Raw genomic sequence first — 21,983 nt, 5'->3', positions numbered from 1 at the left:
AGCGTGCGCGGCTGGCCGTCGTCGAGGCCGTAGCGCAGGCGGATCACGTGCTGCTCGCGGTCGTCCAGCGTGGCCAGGACCCGGCGCAGGTCGTCCTGCAGCAGGCCCGAGATCACGGCGCTCTCGGCGTCCGTCGCCTCGGAGTCCTCGATGAAGTCGCCCAGCGGGGCGTCCTCCTCGGTGCCGACCGGCATGTCCAGGCTTACCGGGTCACGCGAGTGGTCGAGCAGGTCCGAGATCTTGTGCGCCGGGATGCCCGACTCGGCCGAGAGCTCCTCGTGCGTCGCGTCGCGGCCGAGCTGCTGGTGCAGGTCGCGCTTGATGCGGGCCAGCTTGTTGACCTGTTCCACCAGGTGGACCGGCAGCCGGATGGTGCGGCCCTGGTCGGCCATGCCCCGCGTGATGGCCTGCCGGATCCACCAGGTGGCGTAGGTCGAGAACTTGAACCCCTTGGAGTAGTCGAACTTCTCCACCGCGCGGATGAGACCCAGGTTCCCCTCCTGGATCAGGTCGAGCAGCGGCATCCCCCGGCCGGTGTAGCGCTTGGCGAGCGAGACCACCAGGCGGAGGTTCGCCTCCAGCAGGTGGTTCTTCGCCACGTGGCCGTCACGGACCAGCGCGGCCAGCTCGGTGCGGCGCTTGGCCGTGAGCGACTCGGCCGTGTCCAGCATGTGCTGGGCGAACACGCCGGCCTCGATGCGCTTGGCCAGCTCGACCTCGTCGGCCGCGGACAGCAGGGCCGTCTTGCCGATGCCGTTGAGGTAGACGCGGACGAGGTCGGCGGCGGGGCTCTGGGCGTCGAGGTCGGCGTCGGTGAGCGCCCCCACGCCCAGCACCGGCTCCTCGGTCGTCTGAGCCGGGATGCGCTCGCGAATCCCGCGCGACTCGCGTTCGAGAGTCTGGACTGACATTCTGCCTCCCCGGTCACGGGCTGAACGTGCTGCTGCGGTCGTCCACCGGGTGCGTACCCGCGAACCGGGGCCTGTGGATCCCGGTACGCCGGTCCGGCCGGCTTGGCTGGACATCTGGCACAACGCTCCGGGTTCCCAAAACGTTCCCGGCTCGTCATAGAAGAAGACGGATGCGGGAGCGATCCGGTTGCTGAACCATTGCTGAGCTTTTGCTGAGAACGTTCCGTGACCGGGAAACCTGAGAATCTGATGTGAATCGCGTCAGGAAGTGAACCGTCTCGTAGTGGTCTAGACCTCTACGAGAACCGTGAACGGACCGTCGTTGACGCTCGAGACCGCCATCATGGCCCCGAAACGGCCGGTCGCCACGGTGGCGCCGCGACCGCGCAGCTCGGCCACGACGGCGTCCACCAACGGCTCGGCGACCTCCGGCCGGGCCGCCTGCGTCCACGACGGCCGGCGCCCTTTCTTCGTGTCGCCGTAGAGCGTGAACTGGCTCACCACGAGCAGCGGTGCATTCGCCGTGGCGCATGATTCCTCGTCGCGCAACAGCCGCAGTTCGTGCAGTTTGCGCGCCATCGTGACGGCCTTCGCGGCATCGTCGTCGACGTGGATTCCCAGCAGGACAAGCAAACCAGGTTCGCCGATCGCGCCGACGACCGCGCCGTCCACCGTCACGTCCGCCCGCGTGACGCGGGCCGCGACCGCCCTCACCGGCCCGCCGGGACGAGCATGCCGTGCCGGACGAGCTCCCGGACCACGGGCAGCGCGGCGGCCGCCAGCTCCTCGGACGACAGGCCCTGCGCGGCCGCGAGGAGCTCGATCAGGTCCTCCAGGGGCAGCGCGCCGCGGCAGCCCGCGAGCAGTCGCACGGCCAGGTCGTCGACTTCGTGCTGCCAGCCGGGCCCGTCGGTGCGGTGCAGCCGCCGGATGGTCGTCTCCCAGCCCTCGTCACCGGGTTCGTCGACGCTTTCGAGCAGAACCGTGTCGGGCACCACAAAACGGACATCCAGTAATGAATCACCCGATTCGCGTAGCCATTCCACGCGGTCCAGCCAGCCGGCCGCTTCCGGGCCCAGCGGATCGTCGTAAGCCTGCCGCAGGTCCTCGCAGACGACCGTCGGTGTCCGCCCGGCCGCCCGCCGCAGCGTGACGAACCCGAAGCCGATGCCCCGGACGTCGTGCGCGGCGAACCAGTCGAGCCACGCGGCCGCCTTCGCCCGGCCTTCGGGCGACCGCGGGTCGAGACCGGCGTCCCGCAGCCAGGTGCCGACGTACAGCGCGGGATCGGCGACGTCGCGCTGCACGAACCAGGCGTCGGTCTCGGCGGGCAGCCAGCGGCCCACCCGATCGGCCCAGTCCTCGTTGCCGGTGTGCAGCCAGGAGGCGAGCAGGTGCCCGGTGCCGCCGTCGTTCAGGAAGCCCGGCAGCTGCCGCACGACCAGCGCGCTCGCGTCGTCGCCGGCCAGCCCGGAGTCGCGGTAGGTGTAGTCGACGCGCGCCGGGCCGACCACGAACGGCGGGTTGCACACGACCTGGTCGAACTTCCGCCGCGCGACCGGCGCGAACCACTCGCCGCGGACGAGCTCGACGTCGAGCTCGTTCAGCCGGAAGGTCGCCGCGGCCAGGGCGAGGGCCCGGGCGGAGACGTCGGTCGCGGTGACGCGCTCGGCGTGCCGGGTCGCGTGCAGCGCCTGGACGCCGTTGCCGGTGCCCAGGTCGAGCAGGGTGCCCACCGGGCGGCGGCCGGTCGCGCGGATCAGCGACAGCGACGCGTGGCCGACGCCGAGCACGTGGTCCTCGGGCACGGTGTGGCCCAGCAGGTCGGCGTCGAGGTCGGCGACCACCCACCAGGAACCCTCTTCGTCACCGTGCGGCCGGATGTCCAGCGCGGCCCGGTAGCCGCCCTCGACGGCCCACAGCACTCCCGCGGCCACGGCGTCTTCCGGCGCGAGCGGCGCGAAGGCGGCTTTGACCGCGGTTTCCGGTTCGGTGCCGCCCAGCAGGAACAGCCGGATCAGCGTGCCGAGGTCGCCCGCGTCGCGGGTCGCGCGTTCGGCCGGCACCGGCTCGCCGCGGCCCAGCGCCGCGTGGGCGGCCCCGCCGAGGGCGTCGACCACCCCGTCGGCGTCGTAGGAGGTGCGCCGGAACGCCTCGCGCAGCCGGGCGCAGACGTCGTCGTTCAGGTCGGGCAATCCACTTCGCGTGCTCACGGTGGGTAATGCTGCCACGATGGCCCCCGTGACCCTTGAACGCGTCCTCGCCCCGCTCGACGCGGCGCTGCCCGAACTCGAAGCGCTGTACATCGACTTCCACCGGCACCCGGAGCTGTCCTTCGCCGAGACCCGGACGGCGGCCGAGCTGGCCCGGCGGCTGGAGGGCGACGGCTACGAGGTGCACACCGGCATCGCCGGCACCGGCGTGCTGGGCGTGCTGCGCAACGGCGAAGGGCCCACGGTGCTGCTGCGGGCCGACATCGACGCGCTGCCGGTCGAGGAGAAGACCGGGCTGTCGTACGCCAGCACCGCGCGCGGCACGGACGAGCACGGCACCGACGTCCCGGTGATGCACGCCTGCGGGCACGACATGCACGCCACCTGGCTCTCCGGCGCCGCCGCGCTGCTCGCGAAGGGCCGCGACACCTGGGCGGGCACGCTGCTGGTGGTGTTCCAGCCGGGGGAGGAGGGTGCGGGTGGCGCCGCGGCGATGGTCCGGGACGGCTTGTTCGACGTCGCCGGCCAGCCCGACGTCGTGTTCGGGCAGCACCTGGTGCCCGGTCCGGCCGGCTGGGTGCTCACCCGGCCCGGCGTGATCATGGCCGCCACCGACACGCTCCGCGTCACCCTCTTCGGCCGCGGCGGCCACGGCTCGCGCCCGGAGACCACCGTCGACCCGGCCGTGCTCGCCGCGTCCGTGGTGCTCAAGCTGCAGACGATCGTCTCCCGCGAGATCGCCGCCACGGACTCGGCCGTGGTCACCGTCGGCTCGCTGCACGTGGGCACCGCGAGCAACGTGATCGCCGACGACGCCGTCCTGGAGGTCAACGTCCGGTCCTTCGACCAGGCCGTGCGCGAGCGGGTGCTGGCCGCGGTCGAGCGGATCGTCAACGGCGAGGCGGCCACCGCCGGTGCGCCGAAGCCGCCGGAGATCCAGCGGTCCGGCGCCTACCCGGTCACGGAGAACGACGAGGCCGCCAACGAGGCCCTCACCGAGGTCTTCCGCGGCCACTTCGGCACCGACGTCGTGCTGCCGGCCCCGCTGATCACCGGCAGTGAGGACTTCAGCGAGTTCGGCCGGGCGGCCGGCGTGCCGTCGGTGTTCTGGCTGGTCGGTGGCTTCGACCCGCAGACGGTGATCACCGCGATGACCGAGGGCCGGTTCGAGCGCGACATCCCGTCGAACCACTCGCCGCGGTTCGCCCCGGTGCTGCACCCGACCCTGCGCACCGGCATCGAAACCCTCGTCGTCGCCGCGTTGAGCCAGTTGCGTCACCCCGGTGTCGGATGAACCGCGCAAGTGGGACGATGGACAGCGGAGGTGGTGCAGTGACCACGCCCGCCAAGGACTCGGACCCGGTGCTGATCACCGGGGCGGCCCCGTCGTACGAAGAGCAGTTCGCCGCCCGCAAGCGCAAGTACGTGATCATGATGGCCTGCCGGATCCCGTGCCTGATCCTCGCCGGGCTGACCTACCACACCTGGTGGCTGGCGCTGGGGTTCCTCGCGATCTCGGTGCCGCTGCCGTGGATCGCGGTGCTGATCGCCAACGACCGCCCGCCCCGCAAGTCCGAGCAGGTCTCGACCTACCAGCGCGAGGCGAAGGCGATCGAAAGCACCAGCCACCGCGTCATCGACGGCTGAGGATCAGCCCGGCTGCGGGCCCACCTTGCCGACGGCCAGCGCGCCCAGCCGCGTCCCGTGCCGCAGGACGTCCACAGTGGACTCCCCGGCCAGCCAGCCGGTGAGCACGCCCGCGTCGAAGGCGTCGCCCGCGCCGGTGGAGTCGATGCACTCGGCTTCCACCGCGGGCACGCTCGTGACGCCGTCCGCGTCGACCCAGCTGGCGCCGTCGAGCCCGGCGGTGACGACCACCGCGCCGACCGTGCCGAGCAGCTCCTTCGCCGACGCCGGGTCCGGCGACCCGGTCAGCGCGACCAGTTCTTCGGTGTTCGGCAGCAGCAGGTCGACGCCGCGGACGTCGGCCAGGAACGCGGCCGGGTCGGTGATGTGCGCGGCGGCCTGCGGGTCGACCGACGTGGTCAGCCCGGCCTCCTTCGCCGCGGCCAGCGCCGCGAGACCGGCCGCGCGCGACGGCGGGTCGAGCAGCACGTACCCGGACAGGTGCAGGTGGCTCGCCCCGGACAGGGCTCCGGGGGTGACGTCGCCGGGCGCGAAGCGCTGGTTCGCGCCGCGGTCGGCCAGCATGCTGCGCTGGCCGGAGCCGTCGACCATGACCACGACGCAGCAGGTCGGCGCCTCGGGGTCGACGGCGAACGCGCACCGCACGCCCGCCGCCTCCAGCTCGGCCCGGATGAGCCGGCCGCCCGGGTCGTCGCCGATCCGCGCGAGCAGCGTCGTCTCCGCGCCGAGGTGCCGCAGCCACAGCGCCGTGTTGGCGCCCGAGCCGCCGCCGGTGAACCGGATCTTCGCGCGGGCGTCGCCACCGTGCGGCAACGGCTTGTCGTGCCGGGCGATCACGTCCAGGGCGGCGTCGCCGACCACCACGATCCCGGAGGATCCACTCGCCAGCTCGCTCATGCCAGCGCCACCGCGACCTCGGTGGCCAGCTTGGCGTTGTTCAGCACCAGCGCTTCGTTCGCGTCGATGCTCACGCCGCCGCTCGCGGTGTGGAAGTGCTCCAGCAGCACCGGCGTGACTTCGGCGCCGTGCACGCCCTGCTCCTCGACGAGCGCGAGGCCCTCGGCGAGCAGCCGGTCGTGCAGCTCCTTGTCCATTTCGGACGCTTCCGGGATCGGGTTGGCCAGCAGGACACCGGAATCCGCGTACGCGCGGTGCGCGTCGATCACGGCGGCGGCCTGCTTCGGGTCGTCGACCCGCCAGCCGACCTGGTGGCCCGACGAGCGCAGGTAGAACGCCGGGAAGTCGTCGGTGCGGTAGCCGAGCACCGGCACCGAGTTCGTCTCCAGCACCTCGAGGGTGGCCGGGATGTCGAGGACGGACTTCACGCCGGAGCAGACGACCACGGTGCGCACCTTCGCCAGCACGCCCAGGTCCGCCGAGACGTCCCAGGACTGCGCGGCGCCGACGTGCACGCCGCCGAGCCCGCCGGTGGCGAACATGCCGATCCCGGCCGCGGCGGCCAGCGCCGAGGTGCTCGCCACGGTCGTCGCGCCCGAGCGGCCGAGGCCGACGGCCGGGCCGAGGTCACGCAGGGAGAGCTTGTCCAGGCCGGCGTCCGGCGCGCAGACGCGTTCGAGCTCGGCGGGGGAGAGGCCGACGACGACCCGCCCGTCGAGCACCGCGATCGTGGCCGGGACGGCGCCGCCGTCGCGGACCACGCCTTCGAGACGGCGGGCGACGTCGAGGTTGCGGCCCGGCGGCAGGCCGTGGGACAGGATGGTGCTCTCCAGCGCGACGACGGGGTGCCCGTCACGCAGCGCCGAGGCGACCTCTTCGTGCAGCGAGAGTGCGGTAGTCACGAGGAACCATCATCGGTGATCGCCCCGGGCGCGGCGCCAGTGGGTCAGCTCGGCGGTGAGGTTCTTTTCGGCGGCGCTCGCCCAGCGTGTCCGCGCGGTTTCGCTGCGGTAGAGCTCGCGCCCGAGCATGCGCTCCAGGACGGCGATGCGGCCTTCGCGCCAGACGTCGTCGGGGTACTTCGCGTACTCCTCGCGCACTCCGCGGGCGTACGCCGCGTACTGCTCTTCGGGCGCTCCGAGGACGGCGAGGTCGGCGTCGAGGAGGGCGGTGGCCAGGAGGTCGTCCGGCGGCGCGTCGTGCCCGATCGTGGCGAGGATCAGGCCTTCGACGCGCTCGACGTGCGCTTCGGCCACTCCGTCCAGGGCTTCGCGCGCCCAGGCGGCGCTGGCGCGTTCGTCTTCGCCGGGCTTCGCGTCGTACACGACGTCGTGTGTCCAGGCCGCTACGGCGACGATCGCGCGTTCGGTCTCGCCGAGGCCTTCGGCCAGCCAGGCGGAGTCGCGCGCGACGGCGGCCGCGTGCGCGAGGGTGTGGTAGCGGCGGTGGGGCTCGGCGTACCGGGCTTCGAGCCGCGGCCAGGCGTCGGACGTGCCGCCGAGCGCGGCGACCGCGTCGGGCCAGCGCATCAGTCGAAGATGCCGCGCGGCCGGGCGAGGAGGTCGAGCCAGTCCTCGAGCTGCTGCTCCCACTGCACGTCCGGCTTCATGGTGAACATGCCGAGGAAGTCCTGGCCGCGGCCGCCGAACCCGCCGGTCTTGCTCACCCGGACCCGCTTGGTGACCTCCAGGACGACGTCGGTGCGCTCGGCCGAGGTCAGGAAGGTGACCGCGACCTGGGAGAAGATGGTCGCGAAGCGCGGCGAAGGCGTGAAGCGGATCTCCTGGAAGAACGGCAGCTGCTGGCGGGCGCCGTCGACCCGGCCCTGCTCGAGGACGGCCTCGCGGAAGGTGAAGCCGACCCGGCTCAGCGCGTCGAGGATCCGTTTCTGCGCCGGGAGCGGCTCGATCGCGACGGCGTCGGCGTCGAAGGGGTCGCTGACCGCGGCGGCCAGGTCGAGCTCGGCCCGGACGCCGACCGCCATGCCGGTCAGCGGCTTGGCGTAGACGCTGGTCACGGGGGTCTCCCAGGGCAGCGGGACCTCGAACGGCACCCGGACCTGCTGCCCGGCCCGGATGACCTCGCTGCCCACCAGCTGCTGGGTGCCGAAGGGCAGGTCTTCGGTTTTGCCGCCGGGCGTCCGGACGCGGGCCAGCAGCGTCACCGCGAGCCCCTTGATCTCCTGGTCGACCTCACCGCCGAGCAGCAGGACCTCGCCGTGGAGCGGGCGACCGGGGGCGGCGGTGCGGTCGAGCAGGCGGGCGTCGATCCGCGCCCCGCCCGAGCCGAACGTCGCGAGCACCTTCTGGAACATGCCCGGAATCCTGCCAGGCCGGGGGGCCGATCGCGGGAGGTTCGGCCGGACTCGGGCACAATGGCCGGGTGAGCACCGAGACGCTGACGAAGCCGGAAACCACGCCCGAGGGCACGGACACCACCGACGACGACTCGCCGAAGATGTTCCACTACGTGAAGAAGAACAAGATCGCCGAGAGCGCGGTCATGGGCACTCACGTGGTGGCGCTGTGCGGCGAGGTCTTCCCGGTGACGAAGTCGCCGAAGCCCGGGTCGCCGGTCTGCCCGGCCTGCAAGGAGATCTACGACAGTCTCCGTCCGGGCAAGTAACCGGGCCTGAGCCCCGGCGGGTGCCCCCGCCGGGGTTTCGTGCTGTCCGGAATCGGACAGATCGCCGAACAAACGTGAAAAACCTTCATTCGGCGGGTGTGCCGAGTGGGGGAGTCCTGGTAAATCCTGCGTGCCAGGTTCCCTCACCCACCGGAGTCGCACATGCGCAGAACCGGGATCGTCCTCACCCTCGTCGCCCTGCTCGCCGTGGTCTCGCCCGCACTGGCCCAGGCCGTCACGGGCTGGACGGAGGTCGGCTCCGACAACGCCCGGGCCCTCGACGAGAGCCAGGGCCTCGCGACCATCGTGCGCCCGTCGGGCACCACGATCCGCTACACCGGGATCGGCACCATCCCGGCCGACCTGAACTCCCAGGGCTGGAACCACGTCGGCGACCCGGGCTCGGCCCAGGGCTGGTACGTCGAGCCCTACCAGCGTGACGACCGCGGCGCGAAGCTGTTCCGCGTCCAGGCCCCGGACGGCTCGTGGGCGAACTACCAGCACGATCTCGAGTCGTGGGAAGCGAACAACAACTCCTTCGCCGCGATCTCGCCCGACGCGCGCTGGCTGGTGGCGGGGGAGTGGGGCACGATGACCCGGCTCCTGGTGCACCCGATGCCCGGCGTGGTGGCCACGAACCCGGCCCAGAACCTGCCGTACGCCTCGGCGATCCGGCTCGACCACCCGGTCCGCGACGTCCAGGGCTGCGACTTCCAGACCGCGACCCGCCTGCTCTGCGCGTCCGACGACCCGGACGGCAGCCTCTTCGGCACGACCAAGCCCCTGCTCCAGGTCGACCTCGCCGGCCCGCTGTCCGGCGCGGACGTCACCGGCCACGTCACCTCGCTCGGCCAGCTCCCGCTCCGCAGCGGCTGCTCGGGCTCGTTCGAGGTCGAAGGCATCGACTTCGACGAACGCGACAACACCCTCCGCGTGGTGGTCATGTCCCCGAGCATCTGCATCCTCTTCGACAGCAAGACCTACCGCTTCCAGCAACGCTGACGCTGTGATCGGAGGGTCGACACGCGTGATTGAGGGGTCGACTCGCGTGATTGGAGCGACGACACGCCGGGCCCGCCCTGGCTCCGGCGTGTCGTCCTCCTGATCACGCGTGTCGACCCTCAAATCACGCGTGTCGGCGTTCTGATCACGCGAGTTCGGGGTTCAGGGACTCCGATTCGGGGGCCTGGGCCGGGGTTCGGCGGGCTTCGCGGCGGGAACGGCGGCGTTCCTTGCGGGTCTCGACCATCGTGTAGAGGGTCGGGACCAGGACCAGGGTCAGCAGGGTGGAGCTGACCAGGCCGCCGATCACCACGATCGCCAGGGGCTGGCCGATGAACCCGCCCTGGCCGGTGATGCCCAGTGCCATCGGGACCAGCGCGAAGATCGTCGCCGCCGCCGTCATCAGGATCGGGCGCAGCCGGCGCCGGCCGCCTTCGGTGACGGCGTCGGCGACGCTCATCCCCTCGGCCCGGTACTGGTTGATCAGGTCGATCAGCACGATCGCGTTGGTGACGACGATGCCGACCAGCATCAGCATCCCGATCAGCGCCGGCAGGCCCAGCGCGGTGCCGGTGGCCAGCAGCAGCCCGATCGCGCCGGTCGCCGCGAACGGGATCGACACGAGCAGGATCAGCGGCTGGATCAGGCTGCGGAACGTCGCCACCATGATCAGGAACACGATCGCGATCGCCGCCAGCAGCGCCAGGAACAGGTTCGAGAACGCCTCCTGCTGGTCCTGGCTGACGCCGCCGAGCGAGTACGCCGCCCCGCCGGTGAACGTCAGACCGTCCAGTTTGGACTTGATGTCCGCGGTGGTCTTGCTCAGGTCGGCACCGGTGTTCTTCGCGGTCACCGTGGTGCTCAGGTCGCCGCCGGTGCGGCGCACCGACGCCGGGCCATCCACAGTGGACACCTTGGCCACCTCGTCGAGCCGGACGACGCCGGCCGGGCCCGGGATCGGCAGCCCGCGCACCTGGTCGACGGTGACCGGAGCCGTGCCGGCGCGCAGGACGATGTCCGTGCGCTGCCCGCCGACCGGCAGCTGGGTCACCGTGCGCCCGGCGATCGCCTGGTTGGCGACCTGCCCGATGGTGCTCGCCGACAGCCCGCGCGCGGCGGCCGCGGCGTCGTCCACCTCGACCTGCACCCGCGGCGAGCCGACGCTCAGGTCGCTCGACACCTCGCTCAGCCCGGACACCCCGCGCAGCGCCTGCACCACCTGGTCGGACGCCGGCTTCAGCGCGGCCTCCGACGGCGCGGTCACCGTCACCGAGACCTGGTCGGAGTTGAACCCGGACGCGTCCGCGCCGATCTTGATCTCGCCCAGCTCGGGCCGTGACGTCAGCTTCCCGCGCAGGCGGTCCGACAGCGCGTCGAGATCGGTGTCCTTGGCGACGGTGACGGAGATGCTCGTGTTGGTCCCGCCGCCGAAGCCGAAGGCCCCGCCGCCGCCGATGCTGACCTGGTAGGTCTGCACCGCGGGCTCGGCCGCGAGGGCCTGCTCGACGGCCGTGGCCGCCTTCTCCTTCGCCTCGACGCTGGTGCCGGCGGGCAGCTTCTGCGTCATGTTCAGCGTGGTCCCGCCGGACTGGTCGAGGAAGTTCGTGTTGAGCCGCGTCGCGAGCCCCACCGTGCCCGCGAAGATCAGCAGGGCCAGCAGGACGACGGTCAGCCGCCGCCGGGTCGCGAACCGGATCACCGGCAGGTAGGCGCGCTGCAGGATGCTGCGGCGCTCCTTCTCGACGGCCGCCTCGCGCGCCCGCTCGGCCTCGATGGCGTCCGCCGGCACCTCCGGCCGCTTCAGGAACCAGTACGCCAGCACGGGAACCACGGTCAGCGACACGAGCAGCGACGCCAGCAGCGCCACCGTCACGGTGATCGCGAAGGGCGAGAACAGCTCGCCGACGAACCCGCCGACGAACGCGATCGGCAGGAACACCGCGACGGTCGTCAGCGTGGACGAGGTGACCGCGCCGGCCACCTCGCGGACGCCGTCGAGCACCGCCCGGTCCTTTTCTTCGCCGTACGCCAGATGCCGTTTGATGTTCTCCAGCACGACGATCGAGTCGTCGACCACCCGGCCGATCGCGATGGTCAGCGCGCCGAGGGTGAGCAGGTTGAGCGACAGGTCGCCGGTCCACAGCGCCAGCAGCGCGACGACCACCGACAGCGGGATCGACACCGCGGTCACCAGCGTCGAGCGCACCGACAGCAGGAACAGCAGGATGACGATGACCGCGAAGGCCAGGCCCAGCAGGCCTTCGGTGGTCAGGCCGCTGATCGCGTCCTTCACCGGGGTGCCCTGGTCGAACACGACGCTCATCTCGGCGCCGGTCTTCTTCGCCAGGTCCGGCAGCTTGTCGCGGACCGCGTCGGAGATCGCGACGGCGTTCCCGTTGTCCACCATGGTGACCGAGAGGCCGAGGCTGGGCTTGCCGTTGGTGCGCGTGATCGACGTCGGCGGCGCGAACCCGGCCTGGACGTCGGCGACGTCGCCCAGCTTCACCGGCCCGCGCGCCGGAGCGCCCGCCCGCGCGGCCGGGGTCAGGTACAGGCTGCGGAGACTGTCCACAGTGGTCTGTCCGCCGCCGACCTGCACCGACAGCGTCCGGCCGTTCTCGGTCAGCGTCCCGGCCGGCACCGCGGCGCCCGCCGTCTGCAGCGTGGTCGCGATCGACGCCGGGTCGACACCGGCCGCCGCGAGCTTCGCGTAGTCGAGCGTGATCGTCACGCGCGGCTGCTGCACGCCGGTGACGGTCACCGTGCGGACGCCGTCGATCTTCCGCAGCTCCGGCGCGACCTGGTCGGTCAGCGCGGGCGCGAGGGCCTGCGGGTCCCCGGTGGTACCCGCGGCGACCAGCACGACCGGCAGGTCGTCGGTGCTGCCCGCGGACACGGCGGGCTCGGAGTTCTGCGGCAGCCGCGGCCGGACCTGGTTCACCACCTGCTGGATCTGCGAGACGGCGGCGTCGATGTCCGTCCCGAACTCGAACCGGGCGACGACCCGCGAAACGCCGTCCGACGACGTCGAAGTGACCTGCTCGAGGCCCTTCAGCCCCTGGAGGCCGCCTTCGAGGGGCTCGGAGACCTGCCGGTCGACGGCGTCCGGCGAGGCTCCCGGGTACGCGGTGACGATCTGCGCCTGCGGGAACTGCAGGGACGGGAAGAGCTGCTGCTTGAGCTGCGGCAGCGCGAAGGCACCGAAGCCGACGACGACCAGCGCGAGCAGGCCGATCAGGCTCCGGTTGCGCAGGCTCAGTCTGGCCAGCACGGACATGACGTGAAAACCCCCTCGGGAACGACGCGGCGACCCCCGCCGGCGTCAATGGCCCGCAGAGCCTTTCACGCCGTTGCTGAGGAGCGACTCAGTCTGTGGGTGGATTCCGGGTCGTCCCTCGGGAGGAGACGGGCCCCTGAGCAGCGCTGGGTGCCGGCTCCGGCGCGCTGGGTGACGAGGTGTCCTCTTCGGACGGCTCGGGCTCGCTGCCGTTGGCGGCGCCGTCCTCGGCGCGCGGGCGCCGCAGCGGCGTGGTCGAGCGGTCCCACAGCTTGCGGCCCTCCTCCGAGCGCAGCCGCTCCGAGGCGCGTTCCATCTCCAGCCGCCGCCACTTGCGCCGCTGCCGCCGCGTCGCCTTCGCCGGCCACAGCTCCTGGATCGCGCTGTTGAAGTACGCGCCGCCGACCACGGCCAGCCCGATGAAGAACATCAGCAGCAGGAACGCGATCGGCGCGGCCAGCGCGCCGTAGGTGTAGCCGGTCTTGGTGATCCAGTTCAGGTAGACGCGCAGGCCGACCGAGGACAGCAGGAAGACGACCATGGCGAGCACCGCGCCGGGCAGGCCGCGGTGCCACGGCAGCTTCCGCGGCAGTGCCAGCTTGTACAGCGTGGTCAGCGCGAGGGTGATCATCGCGCCGAGCGCCGGGAAGTACAGCGCGCTCACCCACGACGTCACGGTCGGGCGCCAGGCGGCCGGGAAGAACTCCGGCAGCAGGTCGGGGCCGATCGCCAGCAGCGGCAGCCCGACCACCAGGATGACCAGGCCGCACAGGTACAGCAGGAGCGCGAAGATCCGCTGCCAGACGTCGTTGCGGACGCCGTACTGGTCGTGTGCGACGGTGATCGCGTCGACGAACGACGACATCGCCGACGAACCCGCCCACAGCGAGATCAGGAAGCCGACCGAGACGATCTCGCCCTTGCCGACGGTGAGGATGCTGTTCACCGTCGGTTCGATGATGTCCTGGACGGCGTTCGTGCTGAAGACCGTCCGGCAGAAGCCGATGATGCGGTCGTGCACGGCGGTGACGACGCCGGTGCCGAACCACTCGCCGACGAAGCCCAGCGCGCCCAGGAGGCCGAGCAGCAGCGGCGGCAGGGACAGCGTCTGCCAGAAGGCCGCTTCGGCGGCCTCGGAGAAGATGTTGCCTTCCCAGGCCTTGGCGAACGTGCGCGTGAGAAGGCGCCACGGCCCCTTGCGGGCCACCTTCGTCGCTCCGGACGGCTGCACCTCACCCATGACGTGTCCAGCATGGTCCATCCGTGCTGATTTGGCTCGTCACACCCCCTGCGGCCGGGCGTGTCGGGGGACATCACCCGTGCCGGTGCCCGGAACTGTCGGACCCGGCCGCTAGACTCGCTCCAGTGCCCTCACCGCAAGTCGCCGGCCGCCCAATGCAGCAGCAGTCGGTACCACAGTGAGGGTTTTCGCACGTCAAAGCACTTGAGCGAGGGGGGACCGGCATGACGGAGACGCAGCTCGGGGCGCCTCCCGCGGAGAAGGACTCGACCGCGCGCCCGCTGCGGGCGTGGCAGCGTCGGGCGCTCACGAAGTACCTGACGCAGAAGCCGAAGGACTTCCTCGCGGTGGCGACGCCCGGCGCCGGCAAGACGGTGTTCGGCCTCCGGATCGCCGCTGAACTGCTGAGCGACCGCACGATCGAGGCGGTCACCATCGTCACCCCGACCGAGCACCTCAAGCACCAGTGGGCGGCCTCGGCCGCGGCGGCCGGCATCGCCATCGACTCGAACTTCCGCAACACCACCGGTGTCACCTCGTCCGACTACAACGGTGTCGCGCTGACGTACGCGCAGGTCGCGGCGCACCCGACGCTGCACCGGGTGCGCACGGAGAACCGCAAGACACTGGTGATCCTCGACGAGATCCACCACGGCGGCGACGCGAAGAGCTGGGGTGACGCGATCCGCGAGGCCTTCACCCCGGCCGTGCGGCGCCTGTCGCTGACCGGCACGCCGTTCCGGTCCGACGACTCGGCCATCCCGTTCGTCACCTACGAGCCGGATGCGGGTGGCTTCCAGCGCAGCAAGGCCGACCACGCGTACGGCTACGCGGACGCGCTGGCCGACGGCGTGGTCCGGCCGGTCGTCTTCCTGGCGTATTCGGGCGAGGCGTCCTGGCGCACCAGCGCGGGCGAGGAGTTCACCGCCCGGCTCGGCGAGCCGCTGACGGCGGAGCAGAACGCCCGGGCGTGGCGCACGGCGCTCGACCCGTCGGGCGAGTGGATCCCGGCGGTGCTGCAGGCGGCGGACACGCGGCTGTCGCAGGTCCGCCAGAGCGTCCCGGACGCGGGCGGCCTGGTGATCGCGACGGACCAGGAGTCGGCGCGGGCGTACGCGAAGATCCTGGAGCGCATCTCCGGCGAGATGCCGACCCTGGTGCTCTCGGACGACCCGAAGGCCTCGGGCCGGATCAAGGAGTTCTCCGAGACGAACGAGCGCTGGATCGTGGCGGTCCGGATGGTGTCGGAAGGTGTCGACGTCCCGCGGCTGGCGGTGGGCGTGTACGCGACGAGCGCGTCGACGCCGCTGTTCTTCGCCCAGGCGATCGGCCGGTACGTGCGAGCGCGCAAGAAGGGCGAGACGGCGAGCGTGTTCCTGCCGTCGGTGCCGGTGCTGCTCGAGCTGGCCAGTGAGCTGGAGGCCCAGCGCGACCACGTCCTCGGCAAGCCGCACCGCGAGAAGGAGGGCTGGGAGGACGAGCTCCTGGCCCAGGCCAACCGCACCGAGGACGAGCCGGGCGAGGAGGAGAAGGCGTTCACGTCGCTGGGCGCCTCGGCCGAGCTCGACCAGGTGATCTACGACGGCAACTCGTTCGGCACGGCGGTGTTCTCGGGCTCGGACGAGGAGCAGGAGTACCTGGGCCTGCCGGGGCTGCTGGAGCCGGACCAGGTGCGGGCGCTGCTGCGGAAGCGGCAGGAAGAGCAGATCGCGGACGAGAAGCGCCGCAAGCCGGCCAAGGACGAGGCCCCGCCACCGACGGCCCGGCCCCAGTCGGTCAGCGAGCGGCTCGGTGCGTTGCGCAAGGAGCTGAACGCGCTGGTGGGCATGTACCACCACCGCACGAAGAAGCCGCACGGCGCCATCCACAACGAGCTGCGGCGGGTGTGCGGCGGCCCGGTGACCGCCATGGCGACCGTGGAGCAGCTCGAAGAGCGGATCGTGACGCTGCGGTCCTGGTGAGGCCGGCCTCGGTGATCTGTCGCCCGGGAGGCTGAAGTTCCGGTGATCACCGTCCGTCCCCGGGACGGCGGCGTCACCGCACCGCCAGGCTTGTGACGCTGCGTATCGCTCTGTCACCGGCGGGCCGCCCCTTCGTCCCCCGCCGGATGGCCTTCGGGGCACCTCATCGCCCGAAGTTCGCAAGTCGGCGACCGATCCCGCCGCGAAGCCGTGGATTCGCCACGGGTTGCGCTCGGTGCACACGACCGGAGCAACCGCGCGCCCTCAAGAAACCTCGATGTAACTAGCTGTGAGTGCTGGCGATCACATCGTCAGCGGATCTACTCTTTCCGGGCGAGGTTCAGCCCGTGTTGCCGAACCGTGTCCAATTGGTGTCATTTAATCGATCCAGCTATCTTCCCCGCAGCCGCTCAGCGGCATATGTTGTCGCCCACAACATATGCGCGACGGTGCGCCGGGCCTCCCCGGATCACCGCCTCGCTGGCCCGAAGCACACGCCGACGGCCACTCGTCACCAATGCTTGGATCCGGAAGGAACGAGGATGCGCAGCAGAACCCTTACCCTCCTCGCCGCGACGGTGAGCGCCGGCCTGGCGCTGACCGCCTGCGGTACCAACAGTTCGAACAGCGGGGGCACGGGGAGCAACTCCGCTTCCTCGTCCGCCCCGGCCGGCGCCGGTGCCAGCGGCAAGGTCGGCGTCATCCTGCCGGAGACCGCCAGCTCGGCTCGCTGGGAGGCCTTCGACAAGCCGATGCTGCAGGCCGCGCTCGCGGCGCAGGGCTTCGACGCCGACGTCCAGAACGCCCAGGGCGACGCCCAGAAGTTCTCCACGCTGGCTGACGGCTTCATCAGCTCCGGCGTCAAGGTCCTGATCATCGCCCCGTCCGACCCGGCCGTCGGTGCCGCGGTCGAGGCCAAGGCGAAGACCGCGGGCATCCCGGTCATCAACTACGACCGCCCGAGCCTGGGCGGCAGCGCCGAGTACTACGTCTCGTTCGACAACGAGAAGGTCGGCCAGCTGCAGGGCCAGGCCATGGCGGACGCGCTCAAGGACAAGGCGGGTGCCGGCTTCGTCCAGATCGAGGGCGCCCCGACCGACAACAACGCGACCCTGTTCACCAATGGCCAGGACTCCGTGCTCGAACCGCTGATCGCGGCGGGCAAGCTGAAGCGGATCCAGAAGCAGCCGATCAACGACTGGGACAACCAGCTCGGCGGCACGACCTTCGAGCAGATCTTCCAGGCCAACGGCGGCAGGGTCGACGGCGTCGTCGCGGCGAACGACGGCCTGGCCGGCGCGGTCATCACCATCCTCAAGAAGAACGGCCTGAACGGCAAGATCCCGGTCACCGGCCAGGACGCCACCGCCGACGGCCTGATGGCGGTCATGCGCGGCGAGCAGTACATGACCGTCTTCAAGCCGATCAAGGAAGAGGCCGAGGCGAGCGCCAAGCTGGCGGCCGCGCTGGCCAAGGGTGACAAGGCCGCGGCCGACGCCATCGCGACCGGCAAGCTGCACGACCCGAAGAACAACCGGGACATCAAGTCCGTGCTGCTGACCCCGACGACGATCCTGGCCAAGGACATCAAGACCGTCGTGACCCAGGGCTACGTGAAGGCGACCGAGATCTGCGGTGGCGACCTCGCCGCCAAGTGCACCTCGCTCGGCATCTCCTGAGCCCCGGTAGTACCCCATGAACAGCCGGGCCGGGACGCGCACCCCGACGGCGCGTCCCGGCCCGGTCCCCACCCAGGAGAAAGCCCATCCATGAGTGAGCCCATTCTCGAGATCAAGGGCCTGAACAAGAGTTTCGGGCCGGTCCACGTCCTCCACGACGTGGACTTCGACGTGCGTGCGGGCGAAGTGACCGCGCTGGTCGGCGACAACGGTGCCGGCAAGTCGACGCTCGTCAAGTGCATCGCCGGCATCCACCCGTACGACTCGGGGGCCGTGCGGTTCAACGGCGATGACGCCCACATCCGCGGCCCGAAGGACGCGGCCGAACTCGGCATCGAGGTCGTCTACCAGGACCTCGCGCTCGCCGACAACCTCGACATCGTCCAGAACATGTTCCTCGGCCGCGAGCGCGGCAGTTCCTGGAAGCTCGACGAAGCCAGCATGGAGAAGGCCGCCCGCGAGACGCTGGCCTCCCTCTCGGTCCGGACCGTGAAGTCGGTCCGCACCCCGGTCTCCTCGCTGTCCGGTGGCCAGCGGCAGACCGTCGCGATCGCGAAGTCGGTGCTGTGGAACAGCAAGGTCGTCGTGCTCGACGAGCCGACCGCCGCCCTCGGCGTCGCGCAGACCCGGCAGGTGCTCGACCTGGTCCGCCGGCTGGCCGAGCAGGGCCTCGGGGTCGTGCTGATCAGCCACAACATGGCCGACGTGTTCGAGGTCGCCGACCGCATCGCCGTGCTCTACCTCGGCCGGCTCGTCGCCGAGGTGCACACGAAGGACGTCTCCCACGGCCAGGTCGTGGAACTGATCACCGCCGGTCGCTCCGGTGACCTCGGCCTGGCCCGGCCCGAAGCCGTGGTCCTGTGAGCGGGAAGAAAGAACCGGAAATGACTGAAACCCCTGCCAAGCACGAGCTCGGCACCCCCGCCGACGCGCTCGCGCAGACCCAGGCCCCCACCGGGGCCATCTCCGACTTCGGCATCGACACGACATCGATGTCAACCGGTGAAGCCGTCCGCGACTACTTCGCCCGCCTGCGGGCCGGTGAACTCGGCGCGCTGCCTTCACTGTTCGGCCTGCTCGTGCTGGTCGTCCTGTTCAGCGCGCTGTCGGACAACTTCTTCACGCTGGCCAACATCGCCAACGTGTTCCCGCAGGGCGCGGGCGTCATCATCATCGCGATGGGCATCGTGTTCGTGCTGCTGCTCGGCGAGATCGACCTCGCCGCCGGTGTGGCCTCCGGTGTCGCCGCGTCGGTGATGGCCCTGCACTACGTCCAGAACGGGAACCTGCTGGGCAACATGGGCACCGGCGTGTTCATCACGTTCATCGGTGTCCTGGCGCTGGCCATGCTGCTGTCGGCCTACCAGCGGATCTGGGCCGGCGCCGCGCTGTCGCTGGTCGGCCTGCTGCTCGTGGCGATCGGCGTTCCCGCCAACGCCTGGCTGGAGATCCTGCTGGCCATCTGCGTCGGTACCGCGATCGGCTGCATCACCGGCTTCCTCGTGTCGAAGATCGGCATGCCGTCCTTCGTCGTGACGCTGGCGCTGTTCATCGTGTGGCAGGGCGTCCTGCTGCAGTTCATCGGTGAGGGCGGCACGATCGGCATCAGCAACTCGGACGTCCTGTACAAGATCGCCAACGGCAACCTGAACATCCTGGGCAGCTGGATCTTCTTCCTCGTCGCGGCCGGCGGGTTCGCGGTGATCACGCTGATCAGCCACTTCAAGCGGCTCCAGCGCGGCCTGGTCGTCCAGCCGACGGCGCTGGTGCTGGTCAAGGTCGGCGTGCTCGTCGTGCTGTCGGCGATCGGCACCTGGCTGCTGACGATCAACCGCTCGCCGAACAAGGCGGTCGTCACGATCGAGGGCGTCCCGTACGTCATCCCGATCATGCTGGTGCTGCTGGTGGCCGGGACCTACGTGCTCAACCGGACCCGGTACGGCCGGTACGTCTACGCGGTCGGCGGCAACAAGGAAGCCGCTCGCCGCGCCGGTATCGACGTGCCGAAGATCCGGGCGAGCGTGTTCGTCATCGGCTCGGCGATCGCGGCCATCGGCGGCATCGTCGCCGCGTCGAAGGTCGGCTCGGTCAGCCCGCAGTCCGGTGGCCTCAACACGCTGCTGTTCGCGGTCGGTTCGGCCGTCATCGGCGGCACGTCGCTGTTCGGCGGCAAGGGCCGGGTGTCCGACGCCGTGGTCGGTGGTCTCGTGATCGCCGTCGTGATCAACGGTCTCGGCCTGCTCAAGCAGCCGGCCGCGGTGGTCAACATCATCACCGGTCTGGTCCTGCTGCTCGCCGCCACGGTCGACGCGCTGTCCCGGCGCCGAGCGGCTGCGTCGGCGCGCTGAACCAGCATGGGATGATCAAGCCCGTGACCAGCACGCCCGTTGCACGACCGGACGAGGTGCGCCGGCACAACCGCACGACCCTGCTCCGCCTGCTGCACGTCGGCGGGCCGAGCACCCGGGCGACCCTGGCCACGCAGCTGGGGCTCAACCGGAGCACGATCAAGACCCTCGTCGACGGGCTCGCCGAAGCCGGTGTCGTCGAGGAGAAGGTGCCGAGGCCGGGACGAGGGGCGGGCCGCCCCTCGCTCCTGGTCCTGCCCCAGCCGCACGCGGCGGTCGTGCTCGCGGTCGACCTGCAGGTCGAGCACGTCGCGATCGCCCTGGTCGGGCTGGGCGGCCAGATCCTGGGCCGCAACAGCTGGAACCTGCGCGGCCGGATGGGCCAGCCCGACGAGGTCATCACCCACGTCATCGAGTCGACGGCCATCCTGGCCGGCGACCTCGGCGTGACCCCGGTGGCGGCCGGGGTGTCGGTGCCCGGTGTGGTCCGGCGGGCCGACGGGCACGTGCACGAGGCCCCGAACCTGCGCTGGACCGACGTCGCGCTCGGCGACCGGCTCGGCGGGGTGCTGCAGATCCCGATCCTGGTCGGCAACGACGCCGAGTTCGGCGCGGTCGCCGAGCACCTGCGCGGGGCGGCCCGCGGCGCGTCCGACGTGGTGTACATCTCGGCGGACGTCGGCGTCGGCGGCGGCGTCATCGCGGAGGGCTCGGCCCTGCGCGGCGGCTCGGGGTACGTCGGCGAGATCGGGCACATGGTCATCCGGCCGGACGGGCGGCCCTGCTACTGCGGCAGCAGCGGCTGCTGGGAGACCGAGGTCGGCGAGGCGGCGCTGTGCCGGGCACTCGGGCTGGCGGAGGACACCCCGCGCGGGGCGATCCTGTTCGAGCTGCGCGAGCTGGGCCGCGACCCGGAGGCGGCGCTGACGCGGCTCGCGGAGTTCGCCGAGTGGCTGACGCTGGGGCTGATCAACGTCGTCAACCTGCTGGGGCCGCAGCTGGTGATCCTCGGCGACCTGCTGACGGTGCTGCCGGAGGCGGTGCTGCAGCGGGTCGGCGCCGAGGTGCGCCGCCGCAGCCTGGTGAGCCGGGCGGTCGGGGGCACGCGGATCGTCAGCTCGGCACTGGGCGGCGACGGGAAGCTGCTCGGCGCCGCCGAGGTGGCGTTCGAAGTGGTCTTGGATTCTGTCTGATTTTCTGTCTGCTTTCGTGTCCGGAATCACTGTTGTCGGTAGCCATACCGTGATATCCGACACGCAATCTGCAAGATGCAGAAAGGCGGCCGGTGCCTGTGCGCACCGACCGCCTTTCGGGTCTGCAGGGTTACCGCTGGATGTCGGCGGACAGTTCCTTGAGCTTGGCCTCGTGCTCGCGGGCGTGGTGCCCGCAGAAGAGCAGTTCGCCACCCGTACTGAGGATGGCTCGTACCTGAGCTGCTGCTCCGCACCGGTCACAGCGGTCGGCGGCGGTCAGTTCGGGGCGGGTGAGCGTCGGCGATGTCATGGGGGTCTCCCTCCGTCCCGGCACCGGTCGCCCGGTGCCATCGATCCAGCTACGCCCACTTCGGGACTGCTGCCGGTGGCGGCGATCGCCTCCGGCTCCGCGTGTTCGTGCTTCCACTGTTCCAGACGTTTCGCGGCTCGCAAGTGTTCCCGCGCCGGTGGGACCTGAGTCACGTCGATTTACCCCGGATGCCGTAACGCTGTCCCGCATTTCAGGAGACGATTACCCGGAGAGTGACGTTTTCCGTGGTCAGGCACCATGGGGTCGTGAGTACCGCGACTTCCCCCCGACGGCTTTCCGCGGTCCCCGCCCCGCTCTTGTTCGTTCTCAGCGGAATTTCGATGTACGCCGGAGCGGCGGTGGCGGTCGACCTTTTCGGCCACGCGACCCCCTCGGGGGTGGCCTGGCTCCGCTGCCTGGGGGCGGCGGTGGTCCTCCTGGCCTGGCGCCGCCCGGGCCGCGCCGCCTGGCGCGGCCGCCGGCTGCTGCTGGCGATCGTGTTCGGCGTGGTGACGGCGGGCATGAACGTGCTGTTCTACGAGGCGATCGCGCGGCTCCCCCTGGGCACGGCGGTGGCGATGGAGTTCGCGGGCCCGGTGGTGGTGGCGGCCCTGGGCTCCCGCACGGTGCGGGACGTGCTGGCGCTGGTCCTGGTGGCGGCGGGCGTGGTGGCGATCGCG

At 71.2% G+C, this 21,983-nt stretch carries 20 protein-coding genes; 10 read left to right on the top strand and 10 right to left on the bottom strand.

What is annotated here, in order from left to right; genetic code table 11:
- The 3 genes from CCN39_RS36350 to CCN39_RS36340 form a co-directional block, all read right to left on the bottom strand.
- Positions 1 to 911 (bottom strand): sigma-70 family RNA polymerase sigma factor (locus CCN39_RS36350; RefSeq protein ID WP_086849823.1); only part of this gene is annotated, 911 nt, incomplete at its 3' end.
- A 288-nt stretch (positions 912 to 1,199) separates the two neighbouring features.
- On the bottom strand, positions 1,200 to 1,625 hold the full coding sequence (gene dtd / locus CCN39_RS36345) for a D-aminoacyl-tRNA deacylase (protein WP_086849819.1): 426 nt from the start codon (positions 1,623 to 1,625) through the stop codon (positions 1,200 to 1,202).
- Positions 1,622 to 3,124, bottom strand: coding sequence for a DUF7782 domain-containing protein (locus tag CCN39_RS36340; protein ID WP_208630538.1), 1,503 nt, complete (start codon positions 3,122 to 3,124; stop codon positions 1,622 to 1,624). The genes dtd and CCN39_RS36340 overlap by 4 nt, the downstream gene beginning before the upstream one ends.
- Before the next feature lie 28 nt (positions 3,125 to 3,152).
- On the opposite strand from CCN39_RS36340, the gene CCN39_RS36335 reads away from it, so the two are divergent.
- On the top strand, positions 3,153 to 4,418 hold the full coding sequence (locus tag CCN39_RS36335) for an amidohydrolase (RefSeq protein WP_086849815.1): 1,266 nt from the start codon (positions 3,153 to 3,155) through the stop codon (positions 4,416 to 4,418).
- A gap of 17 nt (positions 4,419 to 4,435) precedes the next feature.
- Positions 4,436 to 4,771 carry a DUF3099 domain-containing protein gene (locus tag CCN39_RS36330; RefSeq protein ID WP_167455286.1) on the top strand — a complete coding sequence of 112 codons (336 nt, stop codon included), beginning with the start codon at positions 4,436 to 4,438 and terminating at the stop codon, positions 4,769 to 4,771.
- Between the two features lie 3 nt (positions 4,772 to 4,774).
- Here the strand turns inward: CCN39_RS36330 and CCN39_RS36325 are convergent, their stop codons facing one another.
- Genes CCN39_RS36325 through CCN39_RS36310 form a run of 4 tightly spaced genes read right to left on the bottom strand, consistent with a single transcriptional unit; the run spans position 4,775 to position 7,982 of the window.
- Positions 4,775 to 5,668 (bottom strand): carbohydrate kinase family protein, encoded by an 894-nt coding sequence (locus CCN39_RS36325; protein WP_167455285.1) that lies wholly within the window; start codon positions 5,666 to 5,668, stop codon positions 4,775 to 4,777.
- Positions 5,665 to 6,570 carry a pseudouridine-5'-phosphate glycosidase gene (locus CCN39_RS36320; RefSeq protein ID WP_086849812.1) on the bottom strand — a complete coding sequence of 302 codons (906 nt, stop codon included), beginning with the start codon at positions 6,568 to 6,570 and terminating at the stop codon, positions 5,665 to 5,667. Before CCN39_RS36320 ends, CCN39_RS36325 begins: the two co-directional genes overlap by 4 nt.
- A 9-nt stretch (positions 6,571 to 6,579) precedes the next feature.
- The gene (locus CCN39_RS36315; protein WP_086849810.1) at positions 6,580 to 7,197 is read right to left on the bottom strand and encodes an HD domain-containing protein; all 618 of its coding nucleotides are present in this window, start codon (positions 7,195 to 7,197) and stop codon (positions 6,580 to 6,582) included.
- Positions 7,197 to 7,982 carry a sporulation protein gene (locus CCN39_RS36310; protein ID WP_086849808.1) on the bottom strand — a complete coding sequence of 262 codons (786 nt, stop codon included), beginning with the start codon at positions 7,980 to 7,982 and terminating at the stop codon, positions 7,197 to 7,199. The genes CCN39_RS36315 and CCN39_RS36310 overlap by 1 nt, the downstream gene beginning before the upstream one ends.
- 68 nt (positions 7,983 to 8,050) lie before the next feature.
- Here CCN39_RS36310 and CCN39_RS36305 point away from each other — a divergent pair, with 68 nt between their 5' ends.
- Positions 8,051 to 8,293 carry a DUF3039 domain-containing protein gene (locus tag CCN39_RS36305; RefSeq protein ID WP_004561020.1) on the top strand — a complete coding sequence of 81 codons (243 nt, stop codon included), beginning with the start codon at positions 8,051 to 8,053 and terminating at the stop codon, positions 8,291 to 8,293.
- Positions 8,294 to 8,455: 162 nt separating this feature from the next.
- Complete coding sequence (locus CCN39_RS36300) at positions 8,456 to 9,295, top strand: hypothetical protein (RefSeq protein ID WP_086849806.1); 840 nt, start codon at positions 8,456 to 8,458, stop codon at positions 9,293 to 9,295.
- A 145-nt stretch (positions 9,296 to 9,440) separates the two neighbouring features.
- On the opposite strand, the gene CCN39_RS36295 is transcribed toward CCN39_RS36300, so the two are convergent.
- Both CCN39_RS36295 and CCN39_RS36290 read right to left on the bottom strand, forming a co-directional pair.
- Positions 9,441 to 12,572 carry an efflux RND transporter permease subunit gene (locus CCN39_RS36295; protein ID WP_086849804.1) on the bottom strand — a complete coding sequence of 1,044 codons (3,132 nt, stop codon included), beginning with the start codon at positions 12,570 to 12,572 and terminating at the stop codon, positions 9,441 to 9,443.
- 88 nt (positions 12,573 to 12,660) lie between these two features.
- Positions 12,661 to 13,812 carry a YihY/virulence factor BrkB family protein gene (locus CCN39_RS36290; RefSeq protein WP_086849802.1) on the bottom strand — a complete coding sequence of 384 codons (1,152 nt, stop codon included), beginning with the start codon at positions 13,810 to 13,812 and terminating at the stop codon, positions 12,661 to 12,663.
- Between the two features lie 224 nt (positions 13,813 to 14,036).
- Here CCN39_RS36290 and CCN39_RS36285 point away from each other — a divergent pair, with 224 nt between their 5' ends.
- The 5 genes from CCN39_RS36285 to CCN39_RS36265 all read left to right on the top strand — a co-directional run bounded on the left by CCN39_RS36285 (position 14,037) and on the right by CCN39_RS36265 (position 20,993).
- Entirely contained in the window at positions 14,037 to 15,773 is a 1,737-nt protein-coding gene (locus CCN39_RS36285) for a DEAD/DEAH box helicase (protein ID WP_086849800.1), read from the top strand.
- Between the two features lie 542 nt (positions 15,774 to 16,315).
- The gene (locus CCN39_RS36280) at positions 16,316 to 17,452 is read left to right on the top strand and encodes a sugar ABC transporter substrate-binding protein (RefSeq protein ID WP_086849797.1); all 1,137 of its coding nucleotides are present in this window, start codon (positions 16,316 to 16,318) and stop codon (positions 17,450 to 17,452) included.
- Between the two features lie 90 nt (positions 17,453 to 17,542).
- On the top strand, positions 17,543 to 18,316 hold the full coding sequence (locus CCN39_RS36275; protein ID WP_086849795.1) for an ATP-binding cassette domain-containing protein: 774 nt from the start codon (positions 17,543 to 17,545) through the stop codon (positions 18,314 to 18,316).
- A gap of 20 nt (positions 18,317 to 18,336) precedes the next feature.
- A complete protein-coding gene (locus CCN39_RS36270) occupies positions 18,337 to 19,800 on the top strand; it encodes a sugar ABC transporter permease (protein WP_086849793.1) in 1,464 nt (487 codons plus the stop codon).
- Positions 19,801 to 19,811: 11 nt separating this feature from the next.
- Positions 19,812 to 20,993, top strand: coding sequence for an ROK family transcriptional regulator (locus CCN39_RS36265; RefSeq protein WP_086849791.1), 1,182 nt, complete (start codon positions 19,812 to 19,814; stop codon positions 20,991 to 20,993).
- 130 nt (positions 20,994 to 21,123) lie between these two features.
- On the opposite strand, the gene CCN39_RS36260 is transcribed toward CCN39_RS36265, so the two are convergent.
- The gene (locus CCN39_RS36260; RefSeq protein WP_004561029.1) at positions 21,124 to 21,303 is read right to left on the bottom strand and encodes a DUF7455 domain-containing protein; all 180 of its coding nucleotides are present in this window, start codon (positions 21,301 to 21,303) and stop codon (positions 21,124 to 21,126) included.
- Between the two features lie 341 nt (positions 21,304 to 21,644).
- Here CCN39_RS36260 and CCN39_RS36255 point away from each other — a divergent pair.
- Positions 21,645 to 21,983 (top strand): EamA family transporter (locus CCN39_RS36255; RefSeq protein WP_434781147.1); only part of this gene is annotated, 339 nt, incomplete at its 3' end.

The organism is Amycolatopsis kentuckyensis, assembly GCF_002155975.1.
Lineage (GTDB): Bacteria > Actinomycetota > Actinomycetes > Mycobacteriales > Pseudonocardiaceae > Amycolatopsis > Amycolatopsis kentuckyensis.
Note: the sequence above shows the minus strand (reverse complement) of the source record. Positions and strands in the feature narration are given on the sequence as shown.